The sequence below is a fragment of the Marivirga arenosa genome (assembly GCF_030503875.2).
Lineage (GTDB): Bacteria > Bacteroidota > Bacteroidia > Cytophagales > Cyclobacteriaceae > Marivirga > Marivirga arenosa.
This window is the reverse complement of record NZ_CP129968.2, coordinates 1,659,798-1,685,075: the sequence shown is the minus strand read 5'-3', so window position 1 is coordinate 1,685,075 and position 25,278 is coordinate 1,659,798. Positions and strand designations below refer to the sequence as shown.

The following is a 25,278-nucleotide window of genomic DNA, read 5'->3' as shown; positions in this document are numbered from 1 at the left end:
AGAAGAAATGCCTTCATTCACAAAGTAATTTCATGCTTGTTTGATAAGAACTTTAATAAATGGAAAGTAAACAATATTTCATTTTATGAATTAGAATTAAAAAAAGACCAATTGATGACCAAAATGACAAAGAAGCGTGACCTACCTTCTAAAACATGTCCTGTTTGTAATCGACCTTTTGTATGGAGAAAGAAATGGGAAAAGAATTGGGAAAGCGTAAAATATTGTAGTAAAAAGTGTAGTAAAGAAGCAAAATTCTTAAAAAAGAATTAAATTTTAGAATAAAGACTGAAAGTTATTTGAATGAAGATTTTAAATATTCAACAAATTAGAGAAGCTGATCAATACACTATTGAAAATGAACCAATAAAAAGTATTGATCTAATGGAAAGAGCAAGCTACGAGCTTTTTACATGGATTACTGAAAGATTCAACAATGATTTTTCTGTTTATGTATTGGCAGGCTCAGGAAATAACGGAGGGGATGGATTAGTAGTAGCCAGATTACTTTCTGAAAGTGACTATAAAGTACAGGTTATACTTCCATTAGGTAAAAATGGTTCAGATGATTTTGAAGAAAACCTCAAAAGGCTTAAAAAAATTAATACAATATCATTTTTAGAAGAACTGCCCGAACAGATTAGTGAAAAATCGATAATAATAGATGCAATTTTTGGCTCCGGATTATCTCGACCTATTGAAGGAAGGCTTGCTGATTTAATTAAAAAGGTTAATAATTTTGAAGCGAATAAAATAGCCATTGATATGCCCTCTGGTCTATTTGCTGATAAAGCGAGTCCTTCCGAAATAATTTTTAAAGCAGATTACACATTGAGTTTCCAAGTTCCTAAACTAGCATTCATGATGGCTGAAAACCAGGAATACATTGGAGAATTCGAAATTTTGGACATTAAACTTGACAAAGAATATATTAATAACTGCTTAAGCGATTACTCAATTTACGAGGTAGATTCAGCAATTAAAAATAGGTTAAAATTAAAATCGATAGCCCATAAAGGTAACAGAGGAAGAGCTACCATAATTGCGGGTGGTTATGCAAGAATGGGAGCTGCAATACTAGCAGCAAGAGCTTGCCTTCACTCAGGAATTGGGCTGATTTCTGTTCAAACATGCCCACATTGCATTGATATCGTCCAAAACCAAATTCCAGAAGCCTTGATCCTTACAGATGAAAATGAATATGTATTAGGAAGTTATCTGGATTACAGCAAACAGGATGTTATTGTTTTCGGTCCTGCAATAGGATTTGCTCATAAAACATTAGTGCTTTTAGAGAATCTGTTAAAAGATTACCAAGGTCAACTTATATTAGATGCAGATGCAATTACACTACTTGCTGAAAATAGAGAGTTACTAAATCTATTACCAGAAGGAACCATTTTAACACCCCACCATGGTGAGTTTAAAAGGTTGGTTGGAAAATATTCCAATAATTTTGAAGCCATTATGCAACTAAAATCATTTTGTATGCATCATAAGGTTGTAGTTGTATTGAAAGGTAAATTTTCAGCTGTTTGTGATGCTGATGGCAAAATCAGTTTTAATCCAACTGGAAATGCAGGAATGGCTAAAGGAGGTAGTGGAGATTTGTTATGTGGAATTTTAGCAGCTATATATCCAAGAATAAAAAATAGTTATGAAACAGCAAAGTTGGCAGTATATTTGCACGGCCTAAGTGGTGATATAAGTAAAGAAGAAAAGGGTGAAAATTTTATGACCCCTAGCATAATGATTGAAAAGCTTCAAAATGCTTTTAAAAAGATAGAAAATTAATATTTACTATAACTTTAGTATATTTGAAACGTAATTAAATTTAATGAATAAGTTAAGATATATATTGTTGTTCACTTTCTTACTATCAGTTTTCTCAATGAACGCTGGTGAAACGAAAAATATTGTTGAATATAACAAGGATATTGTAACTATTCTTAAAGACGCTGAAGTTTACCCAAATCCTGCTGAAGATTTTGTATATCTTAAATTAGATGAGCAGAAAATCAACAAGTCAATTGAAATTCAAGTCATGAGTATCATAGGAACTAAAATGAATAGCTCAGCTGAAAAAATTGACGATGGCCTTTACAAAATCAACCTAAAAAATATTCCTAGCGGGCATTATTATGTAATGATTACCATAGATTCAAAAAAGAGCTTGAAAAAGTTCTTAAAGAAATAATTATATTTCTAAATCCAATTAATCATTTCTTACATATACACCCATTTGCATAAATTTACTTTTTTTATCGATGAATAATAAGTACTTTTCGATAAACTCTTTCATATGAAATTTAAGGCCCTTTTTTATTGGATTGTTGCCATTCTTGAAATTATCTCATTACAATTTGAGATAGATATTATACATCAAATTGCAAAACCTCTTCTTATGATCTCTCTATTAACCTATTTTTGGGATCAATCGGATAGTAGAAGGAATGAAAAATGGGTTAGTTATGTAACTCTGGCATTAGCTTTTAGTTGGATTGGAGATATTATGCTACTTTTTACGGTTAAGCATTTTCTCTTCTTTTTCGCTGGACTTTCAGCATTTTTAGCAGCTCATATTGTATATATTGTTGCTTATAAAAAGGCAACTTTTAAGGATTCATTTAGCTTCAGATGGTCTGCATTTCCATTTATTATCATTGCTTATTTAGGCTTAATGGCATACCTCATTTTACCCTATGTAGACAGCGTAATCCAAGTACCTATTGCCCTTTATGCTTTAATTATTGCAAGTATGGTGGTTGCTGCGTGGTATAGAAAAAATCAAACCACTAACGAAAGCTTTCAATTTGTTGTTTTGGGTGCTGCATTATTTACTATTTCAGATTCAATTTTAGCTATAAATCGTTTTTCACATACTATTCCTTATGCTGGTATTGCGGTAATGAGTACTTACATTGTTGCACAGTGGTTAATTGTGAATGGGCTATTGAAACATAAATCAGAAGTGTAAATCAAATATTAATTGTATTTTTATTATACTTTATATAATTATAAAAACTTTATCTTCAATTATTTAATATTTTTAATTCAAAAAGTTTGTATATCTCAAAAAGCTTTCTCTAAATTTGAAGCATTAATTCGAAAATAAATTTATAACGAAGAGGTAAGAGACAGGCTCGGTGACCCTCTGGCAACCTGATTCAAGGTGCCAAATCCTGCCCGAAAGGGAAATATAAATTATGAACAACTTAGAACAAATCGCATTAAGCGAACACTTCAGAAAAGCCAATTCGGCTCCACACAAAAATTCACAATTACTATCTAATAGATTTATATCTATTATCTCAAAGGCCAGCATGCGAATGCGAATGTGCTGTTGTTGCTAAAAGCAATTCTTTCATTTTGGATTAAATCAAAATTTAAAAGGATAATTATAACCTTTCTAATTTGAGCGTACCCGCTTAATAGATTTTAATCCTCTCAAATTCAACTTATTACAAATTCAATCCAGTCGAATCAAACTATATTTATCGCATTGGATCATTTTAGAACTATCATATAATCATTTATTCAATCTTTTAATTTTTATAATTATGTCAACTACACAAAAATTCGAAACACTACAATTACACGCAGGACAAGAAGCAGATCAAAGTACAAATGCAAGAGCAGTTCCTATTTACCAAACTTCTAGCTTTGTTTTTAACGATTCCGATCACGGAGCAAATCTTTTTGGTTTAAAAGAATTCGGAAATATTTACTCCAGAATAATGAACCCAACCAATGATGTATTTGAAAAAAGAATTGCTGCTCTTGAGGGAGGTGTAGCTGCAGTGGCTGTAGCCTCTGGACAGGCTGCACAATTTATAGCTCTAAATAACATCTTAGAATCTGGCGATAATTTCATAGCTACTAAATATTTATATGGTGGTACCTATAATCAATTTAAAGTTGCTTTTAAAAGATTAGGGATAGAAGCAAGATTTGCTGAATATGAAGAAATATCATCTTACGAGAAATTGATAGATGAAAATACTAAAGCAATTTATCTTGAAACAATAGGCAATCCTACCTTTAACATTCCTGATTTTGAAGCCATTTCAGCCCTAGCAAAAAAATATGATCTCCCCTTAATAGTAGATAATACATTTGGAGCTGGTGGTTACCTATTTAAACCATTAGAACATGGAGCAAACATAGTTGTTGAATCTGCTACTAAATGGATTGGCGGCCATGGTACTTCTATTGGTGGCGTAATCGTAGATGGTGGAAATTACAATTGGGGCAACGGTAAGTTCCCACAATTCTCAGAACCTTCAGAAGGTTATCACGGACTTAATTTTTGGGAAACTTTTGGTGAAAATAATCCTTTAGGCTTACCCAATATTGCTTTTTCTATACGGGCGAGAGTGGAAGGATTAAGGGATTATGGCCCTGCTTTGAGTCCATTCAATAGTTTCCTACTGCTTCAGGGTCTTGAAACTTTATCTCTCAGAGTTCAGAGAACTGTAGATAATGCTTTAAAACTAGCCTATTGGCTTGAGAAACACCCATTGGTGGAAAAAGTAAATTATCCAGGTTTAGAAAGTAGCAAATCATATCCATTAGCTAAAAAATATTTACACAATGGTTACGGAGGTGTTTTATCTTTCACTATTAAAGGTGATAAAGAAGAAACAAAAGGCTTTGTTGATAATCTTAAACTAGTAAGTCATTTAGCTAATGTTGGAGATGCAAAAACATTAATCATTCAACCCTCTGCAACAACTCATCAACAATTAACCGATGAAGAACAATTATCAGCAGGCATTACTCCTACATTATTAAGAGTTTCTGTAGGTATTGAGCATATAGATGACATTATAGCTGATTTTACTCAAGCTTTTCAAAAAATTCATGAATTAAGTTATGCCACAACATAAATTACCTGAAAAGTTTGTTCTGCAAAATGGTGAAATTTTACACCAGGCAAGCCTACATTATGAAATAGAAGGTGAAATTTCTAACCAAAAAGAAATAATATGGATTTGTCATGCCTTCACAGGAAGTGCCACTGTTAAATCATGGTGGCCTTCTTTATATTTTGAAAATGGCGGCTTTATTGATCCAAAAAGACACACTGTAATTTGTGCCAACATATTGGGTTCATGCTACGGAAGCACTGGCCCAGAGTCAATAAATCCAGATACAAATAAAAAATACGGAGATGAATTTCCAGAAATTTCCAATAGAGATGTTATAAAAGCATTTATTGATTTAAGAAAATCCTTAAATATTACAAATATTGACATTTTAATTGGTGGTTCATTAGGTGGGCAGCAAGCATTAGAATGGAGCCTGATAGAACCTGAAATTATTCAAAATCAGGCTTTGATTGCATCAAATGCAAAACACTCTTCTTGGGGAATAGCATTTAATGAATTGCAACGGCAAGCCATTTCATTGGGAGCCAACAATTCGATTTCAAAAAATGAGGCAATAGCAATTGCAAGGAAAATTGCTATGCTAAGTTACCGATCTTATGATGATTTTGAACTTAATCAAAAAGGTAAAAATGAACAGGATGATTGGAATATAGTCTCCTATTTAAATTATCAGGGCGAGAAGTTTAAGGGAAGATTTAGTACCGACAGCTATTTTATTCTATCAAAAATGATGGATAATCATAATATAGCATCAGCTAGAAATGGAAGTTTGGAACAAATACTTTCATTAGTAAAAACCAATACGCTTTGTATTGGAATTGATAGCGATAACTTATTCCCTTTAAAAGAACAGGGGCTTATGGCGCATCATATACCCAATGCAAAATTAGAGATTATCAACTCAAAAAAAGGGCATGATGCCTTTTTAATAGAAGGCAACAAAATATCTCGACTCATTGAAAAAAATTTTAAAAAGAATTACTATGAAAAAGCTTAAAGCGGGATTAATAGGATTTGGAGTTGTAGGAACTGGCGTATTCCAAGCTCTTAAAAAATATGAAGATTATGGAGTAGAAATTACAAGAATAGCCGTAAAAAATATCGACAAGAATAGAACCATAGAATTTTCAAAAGAGCTGTTAACTCAAAATGTAAATGAAATAGTTGAGGACAGCGAAATTGACCTTATTATAGAACTTATTAACGATCCTGAAGAAGCATTTGAAATTGTTACTCAAGCATTTCAAAATGGAAAATCAGTGGTAAGTGCAAATAAGAAAATGGTTGCCCTATATTTAGAAGAACTATTCAATATAAGTAAAAAAAATAATGTAAAATTCTTTTACGAAGCCGCTGTTTGTGGCAGTATACCGATAATTAGAACTATTGATCAGCATTTCCAATCAGATAAGATAAAATCGATTGAAACCATAGCAAATGGAACTTGTAATTTCATTTTATCCAAAATGGTTGACGATGGCCAATCATATGATAATGCCTTAAATAAAGCACAAGAACTTGGTTTTGCAGAGTCAGACCCATACTCTGATGTAAGCGGTGAAGACACTCGCTTTAAATTATCCATAATGATTTATCATGCCTTTGGCCAATATATCCATCCTGAAAATATTCCTATGCAGGGCATAACTTCATTAGACAATAATATTATTGAATATGCAAAAAAACACCAACTCAAAATAAAATTGATAGGCGAGGCATTATTAGCTAATAACAAAATAGAAGCTAAAATAGAGCCGAAGCTTATCTCTAAAAAACATGACTTCTACAATATTGAAAATGAATACAATGGCGTCATTATAAATTCAGAATTTTCAGGTGAGCAATTTTTAAAAGGTAAAGGAGCAGGAAGTTATCCTACAACACTAGCCGTGTTATCCAACCTTAAAGATATTCGCTATAATTTGGCTTCCACACGTTTTAAGAATAATGAGAGGTTTGGTAAAAGCAATAGTTTAACTGACAAGGTCTATTTTGTATCAGGTTCTAAAGAAATCGAAAATTCAGAGGGTTTTGATATTTTAGAGGAATTCTCAAATCATAAAATCATTAAAACAAATTTTCAAATTCTGAATAAACTAAAATTAAAAGACGAAAAATTTTATTGGGCTGAAATAAATGAAGAATTATATGATGATTTTACAAAAGTTGAGTCATTACTTTAGGGATAACATCTTTTTTAAACTAATTTGGGGGTGTTAAAAATTTATATAAATGAAAATTGCAGTACTTTCAAGAAACCCAAATTTATATTCTACTAGAAGATTATTAGAAGCCATTGAACAAAAAGGTCATGAAGCGATAAGGCTTGACCATATGCATTGTGATATCATCATGGATGAAGCCGGACCCTCTATTTATTACCATGGTAAAAAGCTGGAAAAAATAGATGCTATAATTCCAAGAATTGGGGCTTCTGTTACTTTTTATGGTACCGCGGTTGTTCGCCAATTTGAAATGATGAAAACTTTTAGTGCGGTTGATTCATTAGCCATTACTCGATCAAGAGATAAACTGAGAAGTTTACAGATTCTCTCAAGATCTGGATTAAATATGCCGAGAACAGCTTTTACTAATCGTTCTGAAAATGCTGGCGAATATATTCTAGAGCACTTAGGAAAAGCCCCTGTTGTATTAAAGTTATTAGAGGGAACTCAAGGCTTAGGTGTAGTTCTTGCTGAAACTAGGAAAGCTGCCGAATCCGTAATTGAAGCTTTTGAAGGATTAAAAGCTCGGGTAATCATGCAGGAATTCATCAAAGAAGCAGGTGGCGCAGACATTCGTGTTTTTGTGGTGGATGGAGAAGTAGTGGGCGCAATGAAAAGACAAGGAAAAGAAGGAGAATTCCGTTCTAATCTTCATAGAGGTGGATCTGCAAATGTTATAAAATTAAGTCGAGCAGAAAAAGCTGCGGCTCTTAAAGCGGCAAAAGCTATGGGATTAGCCATTGCTGGCGTTGATATGCTTCAATCATCAAGAGGGCCATTAATTCTAGAAGTGAATTCTTCTCCAGGATTAGAAGGAATAGAAAAAGCAACAGGAATTGATATTGCTGGAAAAATTATCGAGTATATAGAAAGAGGAAAAGATAAAAAACGATTACCGAAGGATAATGTAAAAGCATAAAATAAGACACTAGATTTTAGAAGCTAGATTCTAGAGAATGAATTGCTGATTTAACTTCATGAAATAAAAAAGAGGGTCTGCTTTAAATATTTATAAGCAGACCCTCTTTTTGTTTATGAATAATGTCTAGAATCTAGATTCTAAACTCTAATATCTATTAAGCTACCCTAAGATTTTTGTATTTAGATTTCTCAAATTTAGAGGCCGCATATTTCTTGTCAATTACTAAATCAGTTCCTGATGATTCTCCATCAAATTCAAACATGGCATCTGTCATGATTACCTCACAAATTGATCTTAATCCTCTTGCACCTAATTTGAATTCTACAGCTTTATCTACAATATAATCTAAAGCAGACTCCTCAAAAACCAACTTAATACCTTCCATATCAAAAAGCTTGGTATACTGTTTTACCAATGCGTTTTTCGGATTCGTTAAAATCGATTTTAAAGTATCTTTACTTAAAGGATCAAGATGAGTTAAAACAGGTAACCTACCTATCAATTCTGGTATTAAACCAAAATTTTTCAAATCCTGAGCCGTGATATATTGTAATAGATTATCCTTATCTATTTCTTCATCATTTGAATCTGATTTAGCAAAACCTAATGGAGTTGTGTTTAACCTTGAAGCAATACTTCTACTGATTCCATCGAAAGCCCCTCCACAAATGAATAATATATTTTCAGTATCAACATTAATCATTTTCTGATCAGGATGCTTTCTTCCTCCTTGAGGTGGAACATTTACTGAAGTTCCTTCCAAAAGTTTTAGCATCGCTTGCTGTACCCCTTCCCCACTCACATCTCTTGTAATAGAAGGGTTATCAGATTTTCTAGCTATTTTATCAATCTCATCAATGTAAACAATTCCTCTTTGAGCAGCTTCAACATTGTAATCAGCAGATTGTAATAGTCTAGTCAAAATACTTTCGACATCTTCACCTACGTAACCTGCTTCAGTTAAAACTGTAGCATCAGCAATACAGAAAGGCACTTGTAAAATTTTAGCTAATGTTTTCGCTAAATAAGTTTTACCAGTACCCGTCTCTCCTACCATAATAATGTTTGACTTTTCAATGGTCACATCATCTTTAGTAGATTTCTGCATCAATCTTTTATAATGATTGTATACTGCAACTGATATTACTTTTTTTGCTTCATCTTGTCCAACCACATATTGGTCCAGATGTTCTTTCATCTCAATCGGACGAATAAGATTGAACTTTGGATCTTTAGATGAAGACTTAGTTTTAACCTCTTCTTGTAGAATTTGCTGAGCCTGAGCGATACACTTATCACAGATATGTGCATGAATCCCAGAGATCATCAAATCGACATCTTTCTTGTTACGTCCACAAAAAGAACAGCTTACCTGTGTTTTGTCTTCTGCCATTATTTTCTCACTAATACTTCGTCAATCAAACCGTATTCCTTAGCCTCTTCAGCTCTCATCCAGAAATCTCTATCAGAATCTTTTTCTATTTGTTTGTAGGTTTTACCACTATGTTGAGCCAGAATATTGTACAAGTCTTCTTTAACTGATAATGTTTGTTTCAAAGAAATCTCCATATCAGAAGCTTGTCCTTGCATACCACTCATCGGTTGGTGAATCATAATTCTTGCATGAGGTAAAGCAGATCTTTTCTTTTCTGCACCCCCAGCTAATAATACAGCACCCATACTAGCAGCTAATCCAGTACAAATTGTTCCTACATCTGGCGAGATGTAATGCATGGTATCATAGATACCTAAACCAGCATAAACAGAACCACCTGGACTATTGATGTAAAGGCTAATATCTTTTTTAGCATCTACAGATTGCAAAAATAATAACTGAGCGGTAATTACATTAGCTATATTATCATCAACTTGCATTCCTAAAAAGATGATACGGTCCATTATTAGACGAGAAAAAACATCAATCTCTCTAAAATTGGTTGGTCTTTCTTCAATTACAGCACGAGTCATATTCTCTACTTGCTGCACATATGAATCCACCATGCTACCTGATAAACCTTCACCTTTTACGGCAAATTTCCTAAATTCCTCTTTATTAATCATTTAAGTATTTGGTTATAAGTACAAATTTAAAAAAAAAGTCCTTTAATGAAAGGACTTTTAAATTAACGATAAAAATAGCTTTTAGTTCTTATCAACAGCTTTTTTGAAGCCGTCTAAATCTACTTTCTTATCTTTGATAGTAATTTTGTCCTTTACAAAGTCCAAAACTCTTTTATTCAATAATTCTTCGTATACTTTTCTGTAGTTTTCACCATTCTCGCCTTGAAGATAATTCTGAGCAAAGCTCTCCATATTCTCTCCTAATTGGTCAGACATACCATAAGCTCCAAATTGCTCAGCAATCATTTTCTTAGTATAGTCCATAACATCGGTATGCTCTACTTTGATATCATCTTTGTTTGCTTCAGCAATTTTATTTTTGATAAGATTCCATCTTAAATCTTTTGTATAAAGATCATACTCCTTATCAATTTGCTCTTGCGTTACTTTACCTTCGTTACTTACTAACAACCAGTTTTTCAAGAAATCATCAGGTAATTCAAATTTAGTTTTCTCAACTAATGTATCTACTAAATCTCTGTTCAGTAGATTTTCGGTTTCTCTATCGTAGTTTTCAGAAATAGTTTCTTTTACTTTTTCATCAAACTCTTTCTTATCTTTCACTGCATCCTTACCGAACACTTTATCAAATAATTCCTGATTAATTTCAGCCGGCTTGGTTCTTTTAATATCAGAAACAGTTAAAGTGTATTCACCGCTTGCTGCATTTGCATCGGTTTCATTTTGACCTAAAAGTCTAGATTTAGCTTCTGCAGAAGTAATAGTTTTTTCAATATCAAACTTAACCTCATCACCTTTCTTTAAGCCTACAAATTTCTTTTGAGCTTTTTTCTCAATATCCTCAATAGGAAGAACAACTCTTTCTTGAACTTCACCATCTGCAGTGCTTAATTTACCTTCTAAAGTATCTTCTGCTTTGCTTTCATCTACTGACTCAGTATCACCATGTTGCTTAGTTAAGTTATCCATGGTTTCTTTCATTACTTTATCAGTAACTTCAATGTTATGCTTCTCGATTTTAAATTTGTCATCTAATTTGATGTCAAACTCATCTACCAAGCCTAATGTATATTCAAACTCAAATTCTTTTTGGTTATCCCAATCAATTTTAGCAGCATCCTCCTGATTAGGCATTGGCTCACCTAAAATTTTTAAATCATTTTCTTTGATGTAATCAGATAATGATTTTGATAACAAACTGTTGATTTCTTCAACCAAAATGCTTTTACCATACAACTTCTTGATATAAGATGCAGGCACCTTTCCAGGACGAAATCCTTTTATGTTAGCATTTTTCCTGTACTCTTTGATTTTTTGTTCAACATTAGGTTGATAATCAGCTTCATTTAATATAATTTTAATTGAAGCGTTGGTGTTGTCCTTTTTGTTGAGTGTAATGTCCAAAACAATTAAATTTTATAGTGTTATCAATATACAAAAAAACCCTTCCTTCCTGTACTTTGTTACTGGAACTAAGGGTTTGTGTAGTGTGCGGATGGAGGGACTCGAACCCCCATGCCGTGAGGCGCTAGATCCTAAGTCTAGTGCGTCTACCAATTTCGCCACATCCGCATTCATAAATTTGAAGTGCAAATGTAGTGAAATATTTTTTCACTGCAAGTCGCAGATGTGTTTTTTTATATGTTATTTTGAAGATCATTTTTTACCGCTTATATGCAGAACATAGATTTAGAAGAAGAACGTAAGTTAATTCTCAGAGAATACCGTAAATTATTAAGGAAATCAAAGCCTTTTTTAAAGGACGGGGATGCTAAATTAATTAAGAAAGCTTTCACAACCTCCATGGAAGCTCATAAAGATATGAGGCGAAAATCAGGTGAGCCTTATATTCTTCACCCTATAGCTGTGGCAACAATTTGCGTTGAAGAGATCGGCTTAGGGACTACTTCTATTATTTCAGCTCTATTACATGATGTTGTAGAAGATACTGACTGGGAACTGGAAGATATTGAAAGAGAATTTGGTCCAAAGGTTGCCCCTATTATTGATGGGCTCACAAAAATATCTGGCGTTTTTGATTATGGAACTTCTCAACAAGCAGAAAATTTTAGAAAAATGCTGCTTACCCTTTCCGAAGATGTTAGGGTAATCCTGATAAAATTAGCCGATAGGTTACATAATATGAGAACCTTGGATAGCATGCCAAGAAACAAACAGCTCAAAATTGCTTCCGAAACCATCTTTTTATATGCTCCTTTAGCCCATAGACTGGGTTTATATGCTATTAAATCAGAATTAGAAGATCTTCATCTAAAATATACTGAGTCAGAGGTATATAGAGATATAGCAAACAAAATCAACAATACTAAATCTGCCAGAAAAAGATTTATTAAGCATTTTATAGCACCAATTGAAGGAGAGCTCAGTAAACTTAAATGGGATTATTACATAAAAGGGAGGCCAAAATCCATTTATTCCATCTGGAATAAAATGAAAAAACAAAATATCCCCTTTGAACAGGTATATGATTTATTTGCGATTAGAATTATTATTGATGCATCTGTGGAACATGAAAAAGCAGCTTGCTGGGAAGTTTATTCAATCGTAACCGATTTTTACAAACCGAATCCTGATCGCCTACGAGATTGGATATCCACTCCAAAAGCTAATGGTTACGAATCTTTACACACTACAGTGATGAGTGATAATGGCCAGTGGGTAGAAGTACAAATTCGTACTAGCCGAATGGATGAAATTGCAGAAAAAGGCTACGCTGCCCATTGGAAGTATAAAGATTATTATTCTAAACCTGAAGAAACAAGATTGGAACAATGGATTGCCCGAGTGAGAGAGATGTTAGAATCTAATGACACAAATGCAATAGAGTTCTTGGACGATTTCAGGTCTAACTTATTCTCTGATGAAGTATTTGTTTTTACACCCAAAGGGGAATTAAAAACTTTACCTAATGGAGCTACAGCTTTAGATTTTGCTTTTGATATCCATACAGAAATTGGAGCTAAATGCTTAGGCGCTAAAGTGAATAACAGATTAGTTCCTTTAAACTATGAACTTAAAAATGGAGATCAAGTAGAAATTCTCACTTCTAACAAACAAAAACCAAGTGAAGATTGGCTCAGATTTGCAGTAAGTTCAAAAGCAAAAGCAAAAATTAAGGACGTTCTAAAGGAAGATAAAAAATCCGCTGCTATAGAAGGTAAAGAAATTGTTTACCGAAAGCTAAAGCAGATGAAAATAGCTCCTTCGGATGAAGTGATTAATAAAATCAGAGCTTATTTTGATGAAAAAACACCATTAGACCTCTATTATGGAATTGCTACAGGCAAGCATGACCCTAAAAACATCAAGAAGTTCCAGGATGAGGAACAAGAAAGGGCTAGAAAAAACAATAAAAGGATTCGCTCATCCGCTGACGCTAAATCTTTTGAGCAGGCATTAAAGAAAGCTAAAGGAGAAGACATGCTTCTCATTGGAGAAGATATGGATGTAGTGGATTATGTGATCGCCAAATGCTGCAATCCTATTCCTGGAGACGAAGTATTTGGCTTTGTAACGGTGAATGAAGGTATTAAAATCCACAGAACATCCTGCCCAAATGCACCTGAATTGTTATCTAATCATGGTAACAGAGTGGTTAAAGCTAGGTGGACTTCTCAACAAGAAATTGCATTTTTAGCTGGATTACAAATTATTGGAACTGATAGAGTTGGATTAATTAGTGATGTAACTCAAATTATCTCCAGTGAATTAGAAGTAAATATGCAATCCATTTCGGTTGATACTAAAGACGGTATTTTCGAAGGTAAAATTCATTTATTTGTGCAGAGCACCAAGCATTTAGATCAATTGATTGAAAAAATGAAGGCTGTACGTGGGATAGTGAAGGTGAACCGCTATGATTAATTGTAGATTTCCTATATTTGCCAATCATGAAGGGAGATGAATAAATTATGGCATTGAACGAGAAGGTTTACAAAGAAGTAAAGCAAATATTTACGGCATATTTAGAAAATAAAGGTTTGAGGAAAACCCCAGAAAGATATGCTATACTAGAGGAAATATATACCCGTACTGGTCATTTTGATGTAGAATCACTTTACATCAGTATGAAAAATAAGAATTATAGAGTTAGCCGTGCTACCGTCTACAATACGCTTGATTTATTAGTCGAATGCGATCTTGTAAGTAAACATCAGTTTGGGAGAAATCTGGCACAATACGAAAAGTCTTACGGCTATAAACAACATGATCATGTTATTTGTGCTGAATGTCATAAAGTAGTTGAATTCTGTGATCCAAGAATTCAAAATATTAAAACTATGGTGGGTGATCTTTTGAATTTTAAAATCATGCACCATTCTTTAAATCTTTACGGAATTTGTGGTGATTGCCAAGCAAAACTAAATGCAGAGGATCAAAAATAATTTATTAATAAATATACAAAATGGATTTCAAACAGGAAGTAATTGATAATATTCTAAATCTTGAAATATCAGGTGATTTGATTGGTGAAAATAACGGACCAGGACTGGTTGAATTAATCAATGATCATATCAATAAAGGAATCAAAAAATGTATCATTGATATCTCAAATGTCAGATACATGAATAGTAGTGGAATTGGTGTACTGATTACTATTTTAACTAAGTTAAGAAATAAAGAAGGTGAAGTTGTGTTGTTAAATCCATCAGAGCAGGTGAAAAAACTATTATTGATCACTAAACTCAATAATATCTTTACCATTTATGACTCTAAGGAAGAGGCTTTGAAGAGCTTAATTGACTAATAGAACAATTCTTAAATAAATATCAAATCATATTAATCAAGGCTTTAGACTAAAGCCGCATAATTTAAAAAAATTAGAAAATGAAAATGGATGTTTTGCTGGGTTTGCAATGGGGAGATGAAGGAAAAGGAAAAGTAGTAGATGTATTAGCACCCAACTACGATACGGTAGCTCGATTTCAAGGAGGACCGAATGCTGGCCATACTTTAGAATTTGATGGTATTAAACATGTTTTGCATCAAATTCCAAGTGGGATTTTTCGAGAAACCATCAAAAATGTAATCGGGAACGGTGTTGTGTTAGATCCAGTGATTTTTAAAAATGAAATTGATAAACTAGATCCATTCAATATTAATTTTAAAGAGAATCTTTACATTTCTAATAAAACTCAATTAATACTTCCTACTCATCGATTATTAGATGCGGCCTACGAAAAATCTAAAGGCAACGAAAAAATAGGATCTACTTTAAAGGGTATTGGCCCAACCTATCAGGATAAAATCGCTCGTCTTGGGTTAAGAGTGGGTGATATTTTTTATGATAATTTCAAAGAGAAATATCAGAAGCTTGTTGATTCACACAAAACCATCTTAGAGTTTTATAAATTTGATTACGAATTAGAGGAAGCTGAGAAAATATTTTTTGACGCTATTGAGTATTTAAAAACATTTAACGTAAGCTCAACCGAATATTTAATCAATAACGAATTAAAAGCTGGGAAATCAGTTTTAGCTGAGGGTGCTCAAGGATCGTTATTAGATGTTGATTTTGGTAGCTATCCATACGTTACTAGCTCAAATACGATGACTGCTGGAGTATGTACAGGTTTAGGCGTTGCGCCAAACAGCATTCAAAAAGTCTATGGTATTTTTAAAGCGTATTGTACTAGAGTAGGCGGTGGCCCCTTCCCTACTGAGCTTTTTGATGAAGATGGCAAAGAACTACAAAAAATAGGTAATGAATTTGGTGCTACCACTGGAAGACCAAGAAGATGTGGTTGGTTAGATATCCCTGCATTAAAATATGTGGTAATGATTAACGGGGTTACCGAATTATTTATGATGAAAGCTGATGTGCTTTCAGGTTTTGAAAAAATAAAAGTCTGCACTAAGTATGAATTAGAAGATGGCACTATTACTGAAGAATTTCCATATGATATAGTTGATTCTGAAGTAAAACCTATTTATGAGGAATTAGAAGGCTGGAATTGTAGCTTAGATGATATTTCTTCTTTTGATGACATGCCACAAGCATTAAAAGATTATATCAAATATATTGAGGAGAAGATGGGTGTACCAATTAATTTAGTTTCTGTAGGCCCGGATAGGACACAAACAATATTAAGGTAAGTCTTGCAAAAAGATTTAGAAAAGGAAGCTGAGTGATTGGCTTCCTTTTTTTTTAATACATCAGATATTACAACTCACTATCCAAGCTTTCTCCTTCAAATTGAGAATCTAAACTGATCGCATTTAAGCCTCGATCTTGGAGATATTTTGTAAAAACATTTGCATAGCCATGGGTAGAATAAACAGTTTCTGCTTCTGACAATTTAACTGCTTGCAATAAACCTTTCCAATCAGCATGATCGGAAAGTACAAATCCTCTGTCGGCTGCTTTTCTTCGTCTAGTTCCTCTCAGCATCATCCAACCAGAAGCTATTCCTGTACTGTAAGGAGCTAATTTTTTCATCCATGGAGTGCCAATTGAAGCAGGTGTTGCAATTATCAAATTCCCTTGGTAATCTTTCTTATTAATTTCATTGGTAATTTTAATGGTTTCGGGTAATTGTAAGCCTGTTTTCCTCAAAGCTTCGGTGGCATTCTCAACAGCTCCGTGGGTATATATTTTACCCAATGAAGCATCAACATTTTTCATGATTCTTTGAGCTTTACCTAATGCATAAGCAAATATTACTGAGGTTTTCCCCTTTTCTTGATTTACTTTCCACCAGTTGTTGATATCATTAAAAATATCTTTCTGATCCCTCCATTGATAAATAGGCAATCCAAAAGTGGTTTCAGTTACAAACTCATGACATTTTACTGGTTCAAATGGTGTTGATAAACCATCGTCTTCCAATTTATAATCGCCAGATATAACCGCTACTTTATCCCTATATTCCAATCTGATTTGTGCTGAACCTGGAATATGACCAGCAGGATGAAAGCTTAGCTTAACTCCATTAAAATTTATGACTTGATTGTAATCTACCGTTTCAATTTTAATATTATCACCAAGCCTTTGACGCATAACATATTCAGAATCATGATGCGCTAAATAATATTGATGCCCATATCGAGAATGATCTGCATGAGCATGTGTAATCACTGCATTTTTAACTGGATACCAAGGATCTATATAAAAATCTCCCCTAGGACAATATATGCCTTTCGAAGTGAAATCAAGTAACGAATTCATTTGAATTCAACTCTAATCCTTAACTCTTTGTTTGGTTAACTTTTGAAATGATTCGTGCTAATTCATTTAGTTCATCAGAAGTTAAAACACCAAAAAATTGATCCATTTTGTCTTTAATTACAGGCTCAATTTCCTTTAAGGCTTTAATTCCTTCAGCATTTATTGATATAGAAGAATTTCTCTTATCAGAAGATAATCTTTCCCTATTTATTAATTTCTTTTCAACTAGTCTTTGGACAATTCTTGAAATATCAGGAACATTTTCTCTCAGATGACTTTTTACTTTGTTCAAATTCATTGAATCATCAGAATTCTCATCTAGTATTTTTAAAACCTCATATTGCTGACGAGTAATTCCATAGGATTTCATTTCCCTGGAAATTTCATATGACATCTTTTGTTGGCAGCTTAATAAGGTTGAAAATGTTTGGCTAATTAATGGATTGATTTTTCCGCTTGCTTTCCCACTCATTATTCTTTGGTTCGATTAACTTAAATTAATACTCGATTAATGCATTAAAAATAAGGATAAGTTACGGATTTAATAAAAATAAGTTCAATAAATTTTAATTACCGAATACTACTGCAGATAATACTTTACATTTCATTTCGGTTTCATGCCACTCTTTGTCTGGCTTTGAGTCTTCAGTAATCCCAGCACCAGCATAAAAAGTTACTTTTTCATTATCGATCTGGCAGCATCTTAAATTCACAAAAAGATGACTCATTTCATTTAAATGAATTGGTCCAAGAAACCCACTAAAATACGCTCTGTCATGCTTTTCCTTTTCCAATATAAATTTCAACGAAGTATCTTTAGGCATACCGCATACTGCTGACGTAGGATGTAAAAGCTTCAACATTACGGAACCCAACTCTGGAAAATGAACTGATTTGGTATCTACCTTAAATGTGGTTTTTAAATGTAAAAGATTACCGGCCTGAACGGTCTTCGGTCCCAATTCATCAAAATCTCTCAACCTGATTTTTTTAAAGCAGTTGATTATGTAACGCGAAACATAAGCTTGCTCTTCAATTTCTTTTTGGGTCCAGGTAGTTTCTGCTATACTTTTATCTTCAATAGCTTGGGTTCCCGCTAAAGCCATTGTTTTAAAATAATCGCCTTTCTTTTCCTCTATTAAGGTTTCAGGGCTAGCACCAAACCATAAACCAGTATTTTCTGAAAAAGTCAAACTAACGAATGCATTAGGATATTTGTGAGCTGCCTTCAAAAATGCCTTACCTAAATCAATAGAATTATTATATTCTATATTCTTAGTCTTTGCTGGGACAACTTTATAGAATGTATTGTTCTTTATTTCTTTAATAGCATTTTCGACCATTGATATGTAGCCTTCAGAAGAAATAGAATCTGAAATACCATTATGTTGGAGCAATGAAAAATTAAACTTCTCAGAATTTTCAAATATCTCCTTTACTAAACTCTCATCAGGAGTATTATTCCATTTAATTTCGGATTTTGAATGATTTTGATGATTTGACTGAATGTTAATTTCTGCTAAAATTTCAGCATTAAAATGAACTATACTTTTTTCACCTTCCTGAAAAGGATGTAGCAAAAATCCAGTGGATAAATCATCTAAATTAAAGTCTTCTACTATAGAACCACCTTCCAAATCACATATTATTTGCAATCTAGAATCATTAGGCAGTCTGTAAATCGCAACAGCTGCATTATTCTTTTGAGCAAAAGCTAGAAACTGATCAATAGCAGTTTCAGTATTAATTTTTATACTTTCTATTTCTTTAGTAAAATTGTCCAACGCTACTTTTTAACTACTGCCATTGTAATACGACTTATGCATATCATTTGTTCACGCTCATTGGTGATTTCTATCTGCCAAACCTGAGTTGTTTTACCCACATGAACAGGAGTTGTCTTGCCATATACCCATCCCTCTTTAATCCCTCTTATGTGATTTGCGTTAATATCTAAACCTACGCAATAATACTTTTCTTGATCTACCATAAGCATAGCAGCTACACTACCGAGGGTTTCCGCCAAAACAACCGAAGCCCCACCATGAAGTAAACCATAAGGCTGATGGGTACGGTGATCAACTGGCATTTTAGCAATCAGATAGTTATCCCCTACCTCAGTAAAACTCATGCCTAATACTTCTGAAATTGTATTTTTACCTAATTTATTTAACTCCTCAACAGAAGGTTTATGAAGAAATTTTCTATCCATAGCAATTTCGCTTCTTTGATTTTGTAATTTCGAGCCGAAAATTACGGATACATATTCAATTTTAAACAATAAAACTTAAAATTGATTTCTCTTTCTTAATAAGATATGGTTAAAGATTTATATATAGTTCGCCACGGTCAGACAGATTATAACTTAAAAGGCATAGTGCAAGGTAGCGGTGTTGATGCTTCTTTAAATGAAAATGGAAGAAGACAAGCTGAGGAATTCTTTAAAGCCTACGGTGATTTCCCGTTTGATAAATTATACATTTCACAGCTAAAAAGAACAGAAGAATCAACTCGAAAATTTATTGAAAAAGGGTTAGAATTCGAAAAGCTTGAAGGGCTAAATGAAATCAGTTGGGGAACCAGAGAAGGCCAACCTTTTACGCCAGAGGAAAACAAATATTACCACAGCATTTTAGAAAAATGGAGTCAAGGTGAAACTTCACTACCTGTTGAAGGTGGAGAATCACCTGATCAGGTAGCTATGAGGCAGTTAGAGGCCATAAATTACATCATGCAAAAACAGGATGAAAAGAAGGTTTTGATTTGCATGCACGGTCGAGCTATGAGAATATTATTGGCTCAATTATTCAATTACCCTTTGTCAAACATGGATATTTTTGAACACTCAAATCTTGCTCTTTATCATATTAGGCATACTGCTAGTATGTTCCAATTGATTAAATACAATGATAAATCGTATTTAAATCATTAAAAGATTAATAAGCCTATTATAAATATTACAGCCCCAAATAATAAAGCGAAAAAGCTGTAAGGTAATATGTCTTTTGCTTTCAGTTGCGTAATTCCTAATAAGGGTAAGGCCCAAAAGGGTTGCAACATATTGGTTATTTGATCACCATAAGCTAAAGCCATGATAATTTTGTAGATAGGAATATTTAATGCATTTGCTGCTTCTACCACAATAGGCCCTTGCACCGCCCATTGGCCTCCTCCAGATGGGACAAAAAAGTTTACCAAGCCAGCACTAAAGAAAGTTAAAATAGGGAAACTTGTCGCTGTTGAGATGGAGACGAAGAAATCAGAAATTAGAATCACTAAACCTGAGTATTTCATAATTCCCATAATTCCGGAGTATATAGGAAATTGAATAACAATTCCACTTACGCCCGTGATTCCAGAATTAACTGCTCTCATAAACTTTGCTAAGCTTCCATGTAATAAGATACCAAAACTTAATAATAGAAAATTGATGAAATTTAAATCCACTATTGATTCATTTGTATTCCATTTATCAAAAGCATAGAAAGAGGCACTTAATACCATTATACCCGATAATAAATAGGCAATCCATGCCTTATTTTCACTAGCTGAATTATCTATTTGAGCTTCTTCCTTATTGGAAGGTTTTAGCAGCTTACTATAATCAGTATTTGAACTAAAAATTCGGCCTAAAAAATAAAAAAGACCTGGTATGAAAATCAATAGCACGATGCTAATCACAATATTCATGCTAGAAAATAGAGTCTCAGATATACTTATAACTCCAATTTTATCGACTAAAAAATGCCCCATCTCTGCCACTTTTAATGGAGCAGAAGCCGATAATCCACCATGCCAGACCATCATGCCAGAATAGCCCGCAGCACCTAAGATTCCATAATTGAAATTTTTATTTTCTGCATTAAAGTTCTCTCCAATTTTTCGGCTTAAAATTGCTCCAAAAATTAAGCATAGACCCCAATTTAAAAAACTCATGACTATGGTAAAAAAACTTATTAAAAAAGCTGCTTGAGAAGTATTAGAAGGTACGGATGCTATTTTTTTTATGATATTAGAAAAGAAAGGAGTTAAAGCAAGCGTATGACCCAGCAATAAAATCAAAACCATTTGCATGGTAAAGGCAAGTAACTCCCAAAAGCCTTTTTGCCAAAAGCCTAATATATTTTGTGATTGCTGAAATAGATTTTCTCCCTCTTCTCCCGTGAAAATCAAAGCAAGAAAAAAAGTAATAGCACTTAATAAAAGAGCGATGACAAAAGGTGATGGTAAGAAGCGATCAACTAGCTTAATATATTGCTTTGAGAATGACATTTCGAGTTTTTCTCGAAAATACATTTCTAGAATATAAGGAACAAATCCAGTAAATAATTTGAACTAGTTTTATGCTAAAGTCATAGAAAATTATAATTCAGTTAAAAACTTAAGTGTATCAACTCCATCAGCATAATCCCAGAGTTCTGGTAATTGGGCATTTCCAGGTTTTATTTCCCCTTCTTTCTCAACAACACATTGAATTTGCTCTTGATTTGAATCTAACTTCTTCTGCAAGTCCGCTTGATCCTTATAAAATTCATAAAAAATCACGGAGATCGGGGACACTAAAGACTCATCCTCTTTCATCAAAAAGAAACCTGAATCTAAATGAGGCTCTTCGTTAACTAAATAAATAGATTTGTTATAATCATAATTATTCACCCATTTATGATGATCAGCCACCCATTTATATTCATCAAGTGCCTTTATGAAAGGAGAAAAATCATAACCTTCTGGTGCGAAAATTTTGCTTACATTTCGGCATCCTAAACCGTAATACTGGAAGATATCTTTTCCAAAAGATTGGATTTCTTCTTCAGTTTCTTCTCCAGTTAAAACCGCAACTGATGATCTGTTTTTACGAATGATATTAGGATATTTACCAAAATACTGCTCAAAATAACGAGCAGAATTATTACTCCCGGTAGCAATTACAGCATCAAAACCACCAATTGTATCTTGAGTTAACTCAATTTTTGAATCAAAAGCCGGTTCTAAATCAATCAGCAATGAAGTAATCTCTTTAATAAGAAAAGGATCCTGTGAACTTATTTTAGCAATGACTTTATGGCCTGCAATCAAAACGGATAAAAAATCATGAAATCCAACTAGTGGAATATTACCTGCCATGATAATGGCTACTTTTTTATCTGAGGTATCAGCTAAATCATATTCTTGAGTCCAGCGATCTAAACTCTCACTTTGCAACATTTCAGATATGGCCTCAATGGCATGCTTTACATTCTCACGAGTAAACCAATTGTTATGAGCTGTAGCACGAAAATACCATTCATCCAGTTCCGCTTCACTTAAAGCTCTCAGCTTATCTCCTAATGTTTTAAATGCATTAACTCTTTGTTGCAGATTCATTGTAACCGCTTTTTAAATTGAAATGCAAAATTAGTTGATTTCAAGTAGAAAGGAAAGTATATAAGTAAAGTAGAATTTTATAAATGGGAAGTATGCTCCAAATGTGTTTTTAAATAAATTACTGATCGTATATTAACTACTCTACAGGTTTATCTAACAGATGAAAATCTATAAATTCTCTTACACAACCTTTTCCCCCTTTAGTATTCAAAACTAAATCAACAGTCTCTTTCACTTTCAGCACAGCATCTGAAGGACAGGCCGCAAAACCCACTGCTTTCATCACTGCTAAATCGTTGATATCATCACCAATAATGGCAACCTCTGATAATTTAAGATTCATTTTTTGACACCAGGCAGATAAAACTTCAATTTTTGGATCACCACCCACATAGACATTTTTGATATTCAGCATCTCCGCTCTAGCTTTAACCATTTTTACTTTTACAGCAGATGAGATTATCCCAGTTTGAATTCCAAATTTGGGAAGTGCTTTAATAGCCATGCCATCCTTTGCATTGTACTTTTTAAACTGATCTCCACTTTCTGAAAAATACATTCCAGTATCAGTCATCACACCATCAACATCTAAAATCAATAACTTAATGTTTTTTAGTTTTGATTTATCTACAAACATTGGGCGAGTTAACATATTGGTGAAATTCAGATCATGTTCAGAACAGAAAAGCTTTAATTCTGCCAATTTCAGTTCATCAATTCTTTTTACCTTATAATAATCCAATAATTGATCTAGTGATTTCCCTTCCTTGGATAAAAATGACTCAATGTTTTTCGATAGTAAATCCATTTTCAGTTTTTTGATGGCTCACAAAAATAGTAATTCTAATTTACTCCGCTTTATGAAATAATAATGCTTCAATAAGTCAACTAGCTTCCAGATTCCAATTTTCTAGTATTTGCTCGGTAGAAATGTCTCCTATGAACAATTTATATTGTCTTATTAACTGAGCTTTATACATTTCACTACCGGGGATAAACTCCAAATTATGCTCGAGGCAATACTTTTGGAGATGATTTGTTTTATTGTCCTTCTCCGGCATATTATGACTAAATACCATTTTGCAATGCGTGATTAATTCTTTAAAACCCTCTGCTTTCAAAAAATCAGCTTGCGATGATATAGGGGTAGCATCCACTAAAAGATCATATGGCCCTCTAAAGTCATCATCTTCTATTCCCAAATCTCTCTTTTTACTATTTACTTTTTCCTGATTTCTTCCTGTGATTACAGCTTTTATCCCTAATTCTTTCAAAACATGATAAGCCACTCCAGATACTCCTCCATTTCCATAAATCACAGCAGTTTTAATGGTGTGATTAGAATTATTTATTCCTTTAGAAAGAGCTGCTTTTAAACCCTCGGCATCTGTATTATAGCCCAATAATTTACCCCCTTGATTGACTATAGTATTTACAGCTAATGTTTTTTTTGCAATGGGTTCTACTTCATCCAAAAAAGGTATAATTGTAGATTTCAGACCATCCTTTCCAGTTACTGCACCTCCTCTTGAAATGGGTGATTTTAATAATTCAGCATATTGATCTGGAGTGATTGGATCAGAAAAAGTAAAATAAACCATATCTAAACCAAATTTCTGCAAAGCAGAATTATGTTTTTGGATGGAATTAGCACTTCCTGAAGTAGAGAAAATAAATTTAGTATTAGGATTTATTTTGACTGAAAAAGAATCTATATCTGACATTTTTAATTCATTAAATTATGCTTTTAAAGCAGATAATGCTTTAACGAAATTATCAATAAAGAAATGCTTTTTATCTTCTGTTAACAAATCAATGGATAAGTACGGATTCAAATCCTCCAATTCGACCAATAATAAACTTCCATCCTTTAATTTACATGCATCTACTCTTTGAATGCCGCATTTCATATTATTCCATTCAATAAACTTGCTAGCAAAATCCAACTCTAAAGATTGAGGTTCATAAGGCATTAATTCCCATCTTTTATGTTTGTCAGGAGCATACAAAGCATACTGAAATTCATTATTAATGAAATAAAAAGAAAGCTCATATTCAAAATCTATATAGGGCTGAATAATTTTACCATTAAGATTTTCATTGGCTATCTCCTCCTTTCTGAGAGATTGCATCCCAATAGAATCTGCACCGTTTTTAAGTTTGATAATATATTGATCAGACTCAGGGAGACGATCTAAATCTTCAATCTTTTCAACAGTAGGAATAACAGGATAATTTTGAGCATACAAATCCAAAAGATACTGTTTCCCTTTCATATCTGCCTTTCCATCAAATGAATTGAATGTTAGCTTATTTTTAACTTGTATACTATTTACAAAATGATCAAAATATTCTTGATAATAAACAACAGGTCCTGTATTTCTAAAAACGATTAAGTCAGCTTTATCAATATGATCAATTGCTTGCTGAGGATGTCCTATTAAAATATTAAAATAATCTTTCAACTGAGAAGTTATGTAAAGATCCTCTTCGTAATAATTTCTACCTTGTGCTTTATAATATAAATCGGTTAGATAAAGAATATCTAATTTTTGCATGGAAAATTAATTAATGAGATTAATTGCCAGAAATAAAAAGAGCCTG

Annotated in this window: 25 protein-coding genes, 1 tRNA gene and 1 riboswitch; of the genes, 13 read left to right on the top strand and 13 right to left on the bottom strand. The window is 33.1% G+C overall.

What is annotated here, in order from left to right:
* The first annotated feature begins 36 nt into the window (after positions 1 to 36).
* From QYS47_RS07280 to rimK, 8 genes are all read left to right on the top strand, one after another.
* Complete coding sequence (locus tag QYS47_RS07280; protein ID WP_407660363.1) at positions 37 to 273, top strand: DUF2256 domain-containing protein; 237 nt, start codon at positions 37 to 39, stop codon at positions 271 to 273.
* Positions 274 to 303: 30 nt separating this feature from the next.
* Positions 304 to 1,794, top strand: a complete 1,491-nt coding sequence (locus QYS47_RS07275) for an NAD(P)H-hydrate dehydratase (RefSeq protein ID WP_322348203.1) — start codon at positions 304 to 306, stop codon at positions 1,792 to 1,794.
* Positions 1,795 to 1,837: 43 nt separating this feature from the next.
* Entirely contained in the window at positions 1,838 to 2,197 is a 360-nt protein-coding gene (locus QYS47_RS07270; RefSeq protein ID WP_302099731.1) for a T9SS type A sorting domain-containing protein, read from the top strand.
* A gap of 105 nt (positions 2,198 to 2,302) precedes the next feature.
* Positions 2,303 to 2,977 (top strand): lysoplasmalogenase, encoded by a 675-nt coding sequence (locus QYS47_RS07265; protein WP_322348202.1) that lies wholly within the window; start codon positions 2,303 to 2,305, stop codon positions 2,975 to 2,977.
* A 137-nt stretch (positions 2,978 to 3,114) separates the two neighbouring features.
* Positions 3,115 to 3,206: riboswitch (SAM riboswitch) on the top strand.
* 354 nt (positions 3,207 to 3,560) lie between these two features.
* The gene (locus QYS47_RS07260) at positions 3,561 to 4,889 is read left to right on the top strand and encodes an O-acetylhomoserine aminocarboxypropyltransferase/cysteine synthase family protein (RefSeq protein WP_322348201.1); all 1,329 of its coding nucleotides are present in this window, start codon (positions 3,561 to 3,563) and stop codon (positions 4,887 to 4,889) included.
* Positions 4,876 to 5,889, top strand: a complete 1,014-nt coding sequence (locus QYS47_RS07255; protein ID WP_302126748.1) for a homoserine O-acetyltransferase family protein — start codon at positions 4,876 to 4,878, stop codon at positions 5,887 to 5,889. Before QYS47_RS07260 ends, QYS47_RS07255 begins: the two co-directional genes overlap by 14 nt.
* Entirely contained in the window at positions 5,876 to 7,075 is a 1,200-nt protein-coding gene (locus QYS47_RS07250; RefSeq protein WP_322348200.1) for a homoserine dehydrogenase, read from the top strand. The genes QYS47_RS07255 and QYS47_RS07250 overlap by 14 nt, the downstream gene beginning before the upstream one ends.
* A gap of 49 nt (positions 7,076 to 7,124) precedes the next feature.
* The gene (gene rimK, locus QYS47_RS07245) at positions 7,125 to 8,036 is read left to right on the top strand and encodes a 30S ribosomal protein S6--L-glutamate ligase (protein WP_308357183.1); all 912 of its coding nucleotides are present in this window, start codon (positions 7,125 to 7,127) and stop codon (positions 8,034 to 8,036) included.
* Positions 8,037 to 8,193: 157 nt separating this feature from the next.
* Here rimK and clpX read toward each other — a convergent pair whose 3' ends face one another.
* From clpX to QYS47_RS07225, 4 genes are all read right to left on the bottom strand, one after another.
* Positions 8,194 to 9,432 carry an ATP-dependent Clp protease ATP-binding subunit ClpX gene (gene clpX / locus QYS47_RS07240; protein WP_308357184.1) on the bottom strand — a complete coding sequence of 413 codons (1,239 nt, stop codon included), beginning with the start codon at positions 9,430 to 9,432 and terminating at the stop codon, positions 8,194 to 8,196.
* Positions 9,432 to 10,100 (bottom strand): ClpP family protease, encoded by a 669-nt coding sequence (locus QYS47_RS07235; RefSeq protein WP_308357185.1) that lies wholly within the window; start codon positions 10,098 to 10,100, stop codon positions 9,432 to 9,434. Before QYS47_RS07235 ends, clpX begins: the two co-directional genes overlap by 1 nt.
* An 81-nt stretch (positions 10,101 to 10,181) precedes the next feature.
* A complete protein-coding gene (tig, locus tag QYS47_RS07230; protein WP_322348199.1) occupies positions 10,182 to 11,525 on the bottom strand; it encodes a trigger factor in 1,344 nt (447 codons plus the stop codon).
* Positions 11,526 to 11,611: 86 nt separating this feature from the next.
* Positions 11,612 to 11,693 (bottom strand) — tRNA-Leu (locus QYS47_RS07225).
* 102 nt (positions 11,694 to 11,795) lie between these two features.
* Here QYS47_RS07225 and QYS47_RS07220 point away from each other — a divergent pair.
* From QYS47_RS07220 to QYS47_RS07205, 4 genes are all read left to right on the top strand, one after another.
* Positions 11,796 to 14,006, top strand: coding sequence for a RelA/SpoT family protein (locus tag QYS47_RS07220; RefSeq protein ID WP_308357187.1), 2,211 nt, complete (start codon positions 11,796 to 11,798; stop codon positions 14,004 to 14,006).
* 47 nt (positions 14,007 to 14,053) lie between these two features.
* Positions 14,054 to 14,527: a Fur family transcriptional regulator gene (locus tag QYS47_RS07215; protein WP_308357188.1), complete on the top strand. Its 474-nt coding sequence runs from the start codon at positions 14,054 to 14,056 to the stop codon at positions 14,525 to 14,527.
* A gap of 20 nt (positions 14,528 to 14,547) precedes the next feature.
* A complete protein-coding gene (locus tag QYS47_RS07210) occupies positions 14,548 to 14,889 on the top strand; it encodes an STAS domain-containing protein (protein ID WP_322348198.1) in 342 nt (113 codons plus the stop codon).
* 80 nt (positions 14,890 to 14,969) lie between these two features.
* Positions 14,970 to 16,238, top strand: a complete 1,269-nt coding sequence (locus QYS47_RS07205) for an adenylosuccinate synthase (RefSeq protein WP_322348197.1) — start codon at positions 14,970 to 14,972, stop codon at positions 16,236 to 16,238.
* Positions 16,239 to 16,305: 67 nt separating this feature from the next.
* Here the strand turns inward: QYS47_RS07205 and QYS47_RS07200 are convergent, their stop codons facing one another.
* The 4 genes from QYS47_RS07200 to QYS47_RS07185 form a co-directional block, all read right to left on the bottom strand.
* Positions 16,306 to 17,310, bottom strand: coding sequence for a ligase-associated DNA damage response exonuclease (locus tag QYS47_RS07200; protein ID WP_322348196.1), 1,005 nt, complete (start codon positions 17,308 to 17,310; stop codon positions 16,306 to 16,308).
* A 19-nt stretch (positions 17,311 to 17,329) separates the two neighbouring features.
* Positions 17,330 to 17,782, bottom strand: coding sequence for a MarR family winged helix-turn-helix transcriptional regulator (locus tag QYS47_RS07195; RefSeq protein ID WP_308357192.1), 453 nt, complete (start codon positions 17,780 to 17,782; stop codon positions 17,330 to 17,332).
* Between the two features lie 94 nt (positions 17,783 to 17,876).
* A complete protein-coding gene (locus tag QYS47_RS07190) occupies positions 17,877 to 19,094 on the bottom strand; it encodes a chorismate-binding protein (RefSeq protein ID WP_322348195.1) in 1,218 nt (405 codons plus the stop codon).
* Positions 19,095 to 19,096: 2 nt separating this feature from the next.
* Positions 19,097 to 19,522, bottom strand: a complete 426-nt coding sequence (locus QYS47_RS07185; protein ID WP_302104185.1) for a hotdog fold thioesterase — start codon at positions 19,520 to 19,522, stop codon at positions 19,097 to 19,099.
* 105 nt (positions 19,523 to 19,627) lie between these two features.
* On the opposite strand from QYS47_RS07185, the gene QYS47_RS07180 reads away from it, so the two are divergent.
* Positions 19,628 to 20,242, top strand: coding sequence for a histidine phosphatase family protein (locus QYS47_RS07180; protein ID WP_302126787.1), 615 nt, complete (start codon positions 19,628 to 19,630; stop codon positions 20,240 to 20,242).
* Here QYS47_RS07180 and QYS47_RS07175 read toward each other — a convergent pair.
* The 5 genes from QYS47_RS07175 to QYS47_RS07155 all read right to left on the bottom strand — a co-directional run bounded on the left by QYS47_RS07175 (position 20,239) and on the right by QYS47_RS07155 (position 25,232).
* Positions 20,239 to 21,582, bottom strand: a complete 1,344-nt coding sequence (locus tag QYS47_RS07175; protein ID WP_322348194.1) for a short-chain fatty acid transporter — start codon at positions 21,580 to 21,582, stop codon at positions 20,239 to 20,241. The genes QYS47_RS07180 and QYS47_RS07175 overlap by 4 nt on opposite strands.
* 90 nt (positions 21,583 to 21,672) lie before the next feature.
* Positions 21,673 to 22,674: an acyl-CoA reductase gene (locus QYS47_RS07170; RefSeq protein ID WP_302126795.1), complete on the bottom strand. Its 1,002-nt coding sequence runs from the start codon at positions 22,672 to 22,674 to the stop codon at positions 21,673 to 21,675.
* A 136-nt stretch (positions 22,675 to 22,810) separates the two neighbouring features.
* On the bottom strand, positions 22,811 to 23,482 hold the full coding sequence (locus QYS47_RS07165; protein WP_322348193.1) for a KdsC family phosphatase: 672 nt from the start codon (positions 23,480 to 23,482) through the stop codon (positions 22,811 to 22,813).
* Between the two features lie 76 nt (positions 23,483 to 23,558).
* Entirely contained in the window at positions 23,559 to 24,398 is an 840-nt protein-coding gene (locus QYS47_RS07160; RefSeq protein ID WP_322348192.1) for a shikimate dehydrogenase family protein, read from the bottom strand.
* Positions 24,399 to 24,413: 15 nt separating this feature from the next.
* Positions 24,414 to 25,232, bottom strand: coding sequence for a hypothetical protein (locus QYS47_RS07155; RefSeq protein ID WP_302126807.1), 819 nt, complete (start codon positions 25,230 to 25,232; stop codon positions 24,414 to 24,416).
* Positions 25,233 to 25,278 lie beyond the last annotated feature (46 nt).

Coding starts and splice junctions, on each gene's coding strand:
- QYS47_RS07210 (WP_322348198.1), top strand. CDS start 14,548: ATGGATTTCAAACAGGAAGTAATTGATAATATTCTAAATCTTGAAATA.
- QYS47_RS07155 (WP_302126807.1), bottom strand. CDS start 25,232: ATGCAAAAATTAGATATTCTTTATCTAACCGATTTATATTATAAAGCA.
- QYS47_RS07275 (WP_322348203.1), top strand. CDS start 304: ATGAAGATTTTAAATATTCAACAAATTAGAGAAGCTGATCAATACACT.
- QYS47_RS07235 (WP_308357185.1), bottom strand. CDS start 10,100: ATGATTAATAAAGAGGAATTTAGGAAATTTGCCGTAAAAGGTGAAGGT.
- QYS47_RS07270 (WP_302099731.1), top strand. CDS start 1,838: ATGAATAAGTTAAGATATATATTGTTGTTCACTTTCTTACTATCAGTT.
- QYS47_RS07220 (WP_308357187.1), top strand. CDS start 11,796: ATGCAGAACATAGATTTAGAAGAAGAACGTAAGTTAATTCTCAGAGAA.
- QYS47_RS07160 (WP_322348192.1), bottom strand. CDS start 24,398: ATGTCAGATATAGATTCTTTTTCAGTCAAAATAAATCCTAATACTAAA.
- QYS47_RS07260 (WP_322348201.1), top strand. CDS start 3,561: ATGTCAACTACACAAAAATTCGAAACACTACAATTACACGCAGGACAA.
- QYS47_RS07170 (WP_302126795.1), bottom strand. CDS start 22,674: ATGAATCTGCAACAAAGAGTTAATGCATTTAAAACATTAGGAGATAAG.
- QYS47_RS07165 (WP_322348193.1), bottom strand. CDS start 23,482: ATGGATTTACTATCGAAAAACATTGAGTCATTTTTATCCAAGGAAGGG.
- rimK (WP_308357183.1), top strand. CDS start 7,125: ATGAAAATTGCAGTACTTTCAAGAAACCCAAATTTATATTCTACTAGA.
- QYS47_RS07195 (WP_308357192.1), bottom strand. CDS start 17,782: ATGAGTGGGAAAGCAAGCGGAAAAATCAATCCATTAATTAGCCAAACA.
- QYS47_RS07255 (WP_302126748.1), top strand. CDS start 4,876: ATGCCACAACATAAATTACCTGAAAAGTTTGTTCTGCAAAATGGTGAA.
- QYS47_RS07215 (WP_308357188.1), top strand. CDS start 14,054: ATGGCATTGAACGAGAAGGTTTACAAAGAAGTAAAGCAAATATTTACG.
- QYS47_RS07185 (WP_302104185.1), bottom strand. CDS start 19,522: ATGGATAGAAAATTTCTTCATAAACCTTCTGTTGAGGAGTTAAATAAA.
- QYS47_RS07265 (WP_322348202.1), top strand. CDS start 2,303: ATGAAATTTAAGGCCCTTTTTTATTGGATTGTTGCCATTCTTGAAATT.
- QYS47_RS07200 (WP_322348196.1), bottom strand. CDS start 17,310: ATGAATTCGTTACTTGATTTCACTTCGAAAGGCATATATTGTCCTAGG.
- clpX (WP_308357184.1), bottom strand. CDS start 9,432: ATGGCAGAAGACAAAACACAGGTAAGCTGTTCTTTTTGTGGACGTAAC.
- QYS47_RS07175 (WP_322348194.1), bottom strand. CDS start 21,582: ATGTCATTCTCAAAGCAATATATTAAGCTAGTTGATCGCTTCTTACCA.
- QYS47_RS07205 (WP_322348197.1), top strand. CDS start 14,970: ATGAAAATGGATGTTTTGCTGGGTTTGCAATGGGGAGATGAAGGAAAA.
- QYS47_RS07250 (WP_322348200.1), top strand. CDS start 5,876: ATGAAAAAGCTTAAAGCGGGATTAATAGGATTTGGAGTTGTAGGAACT.
- QYS47_RS07180 (WP_302126787.1), top strand. CDS start 19,628: ATGGTTAAAGATTTATATATAGTTCGCCACGGTCAGACAGATTATAAC.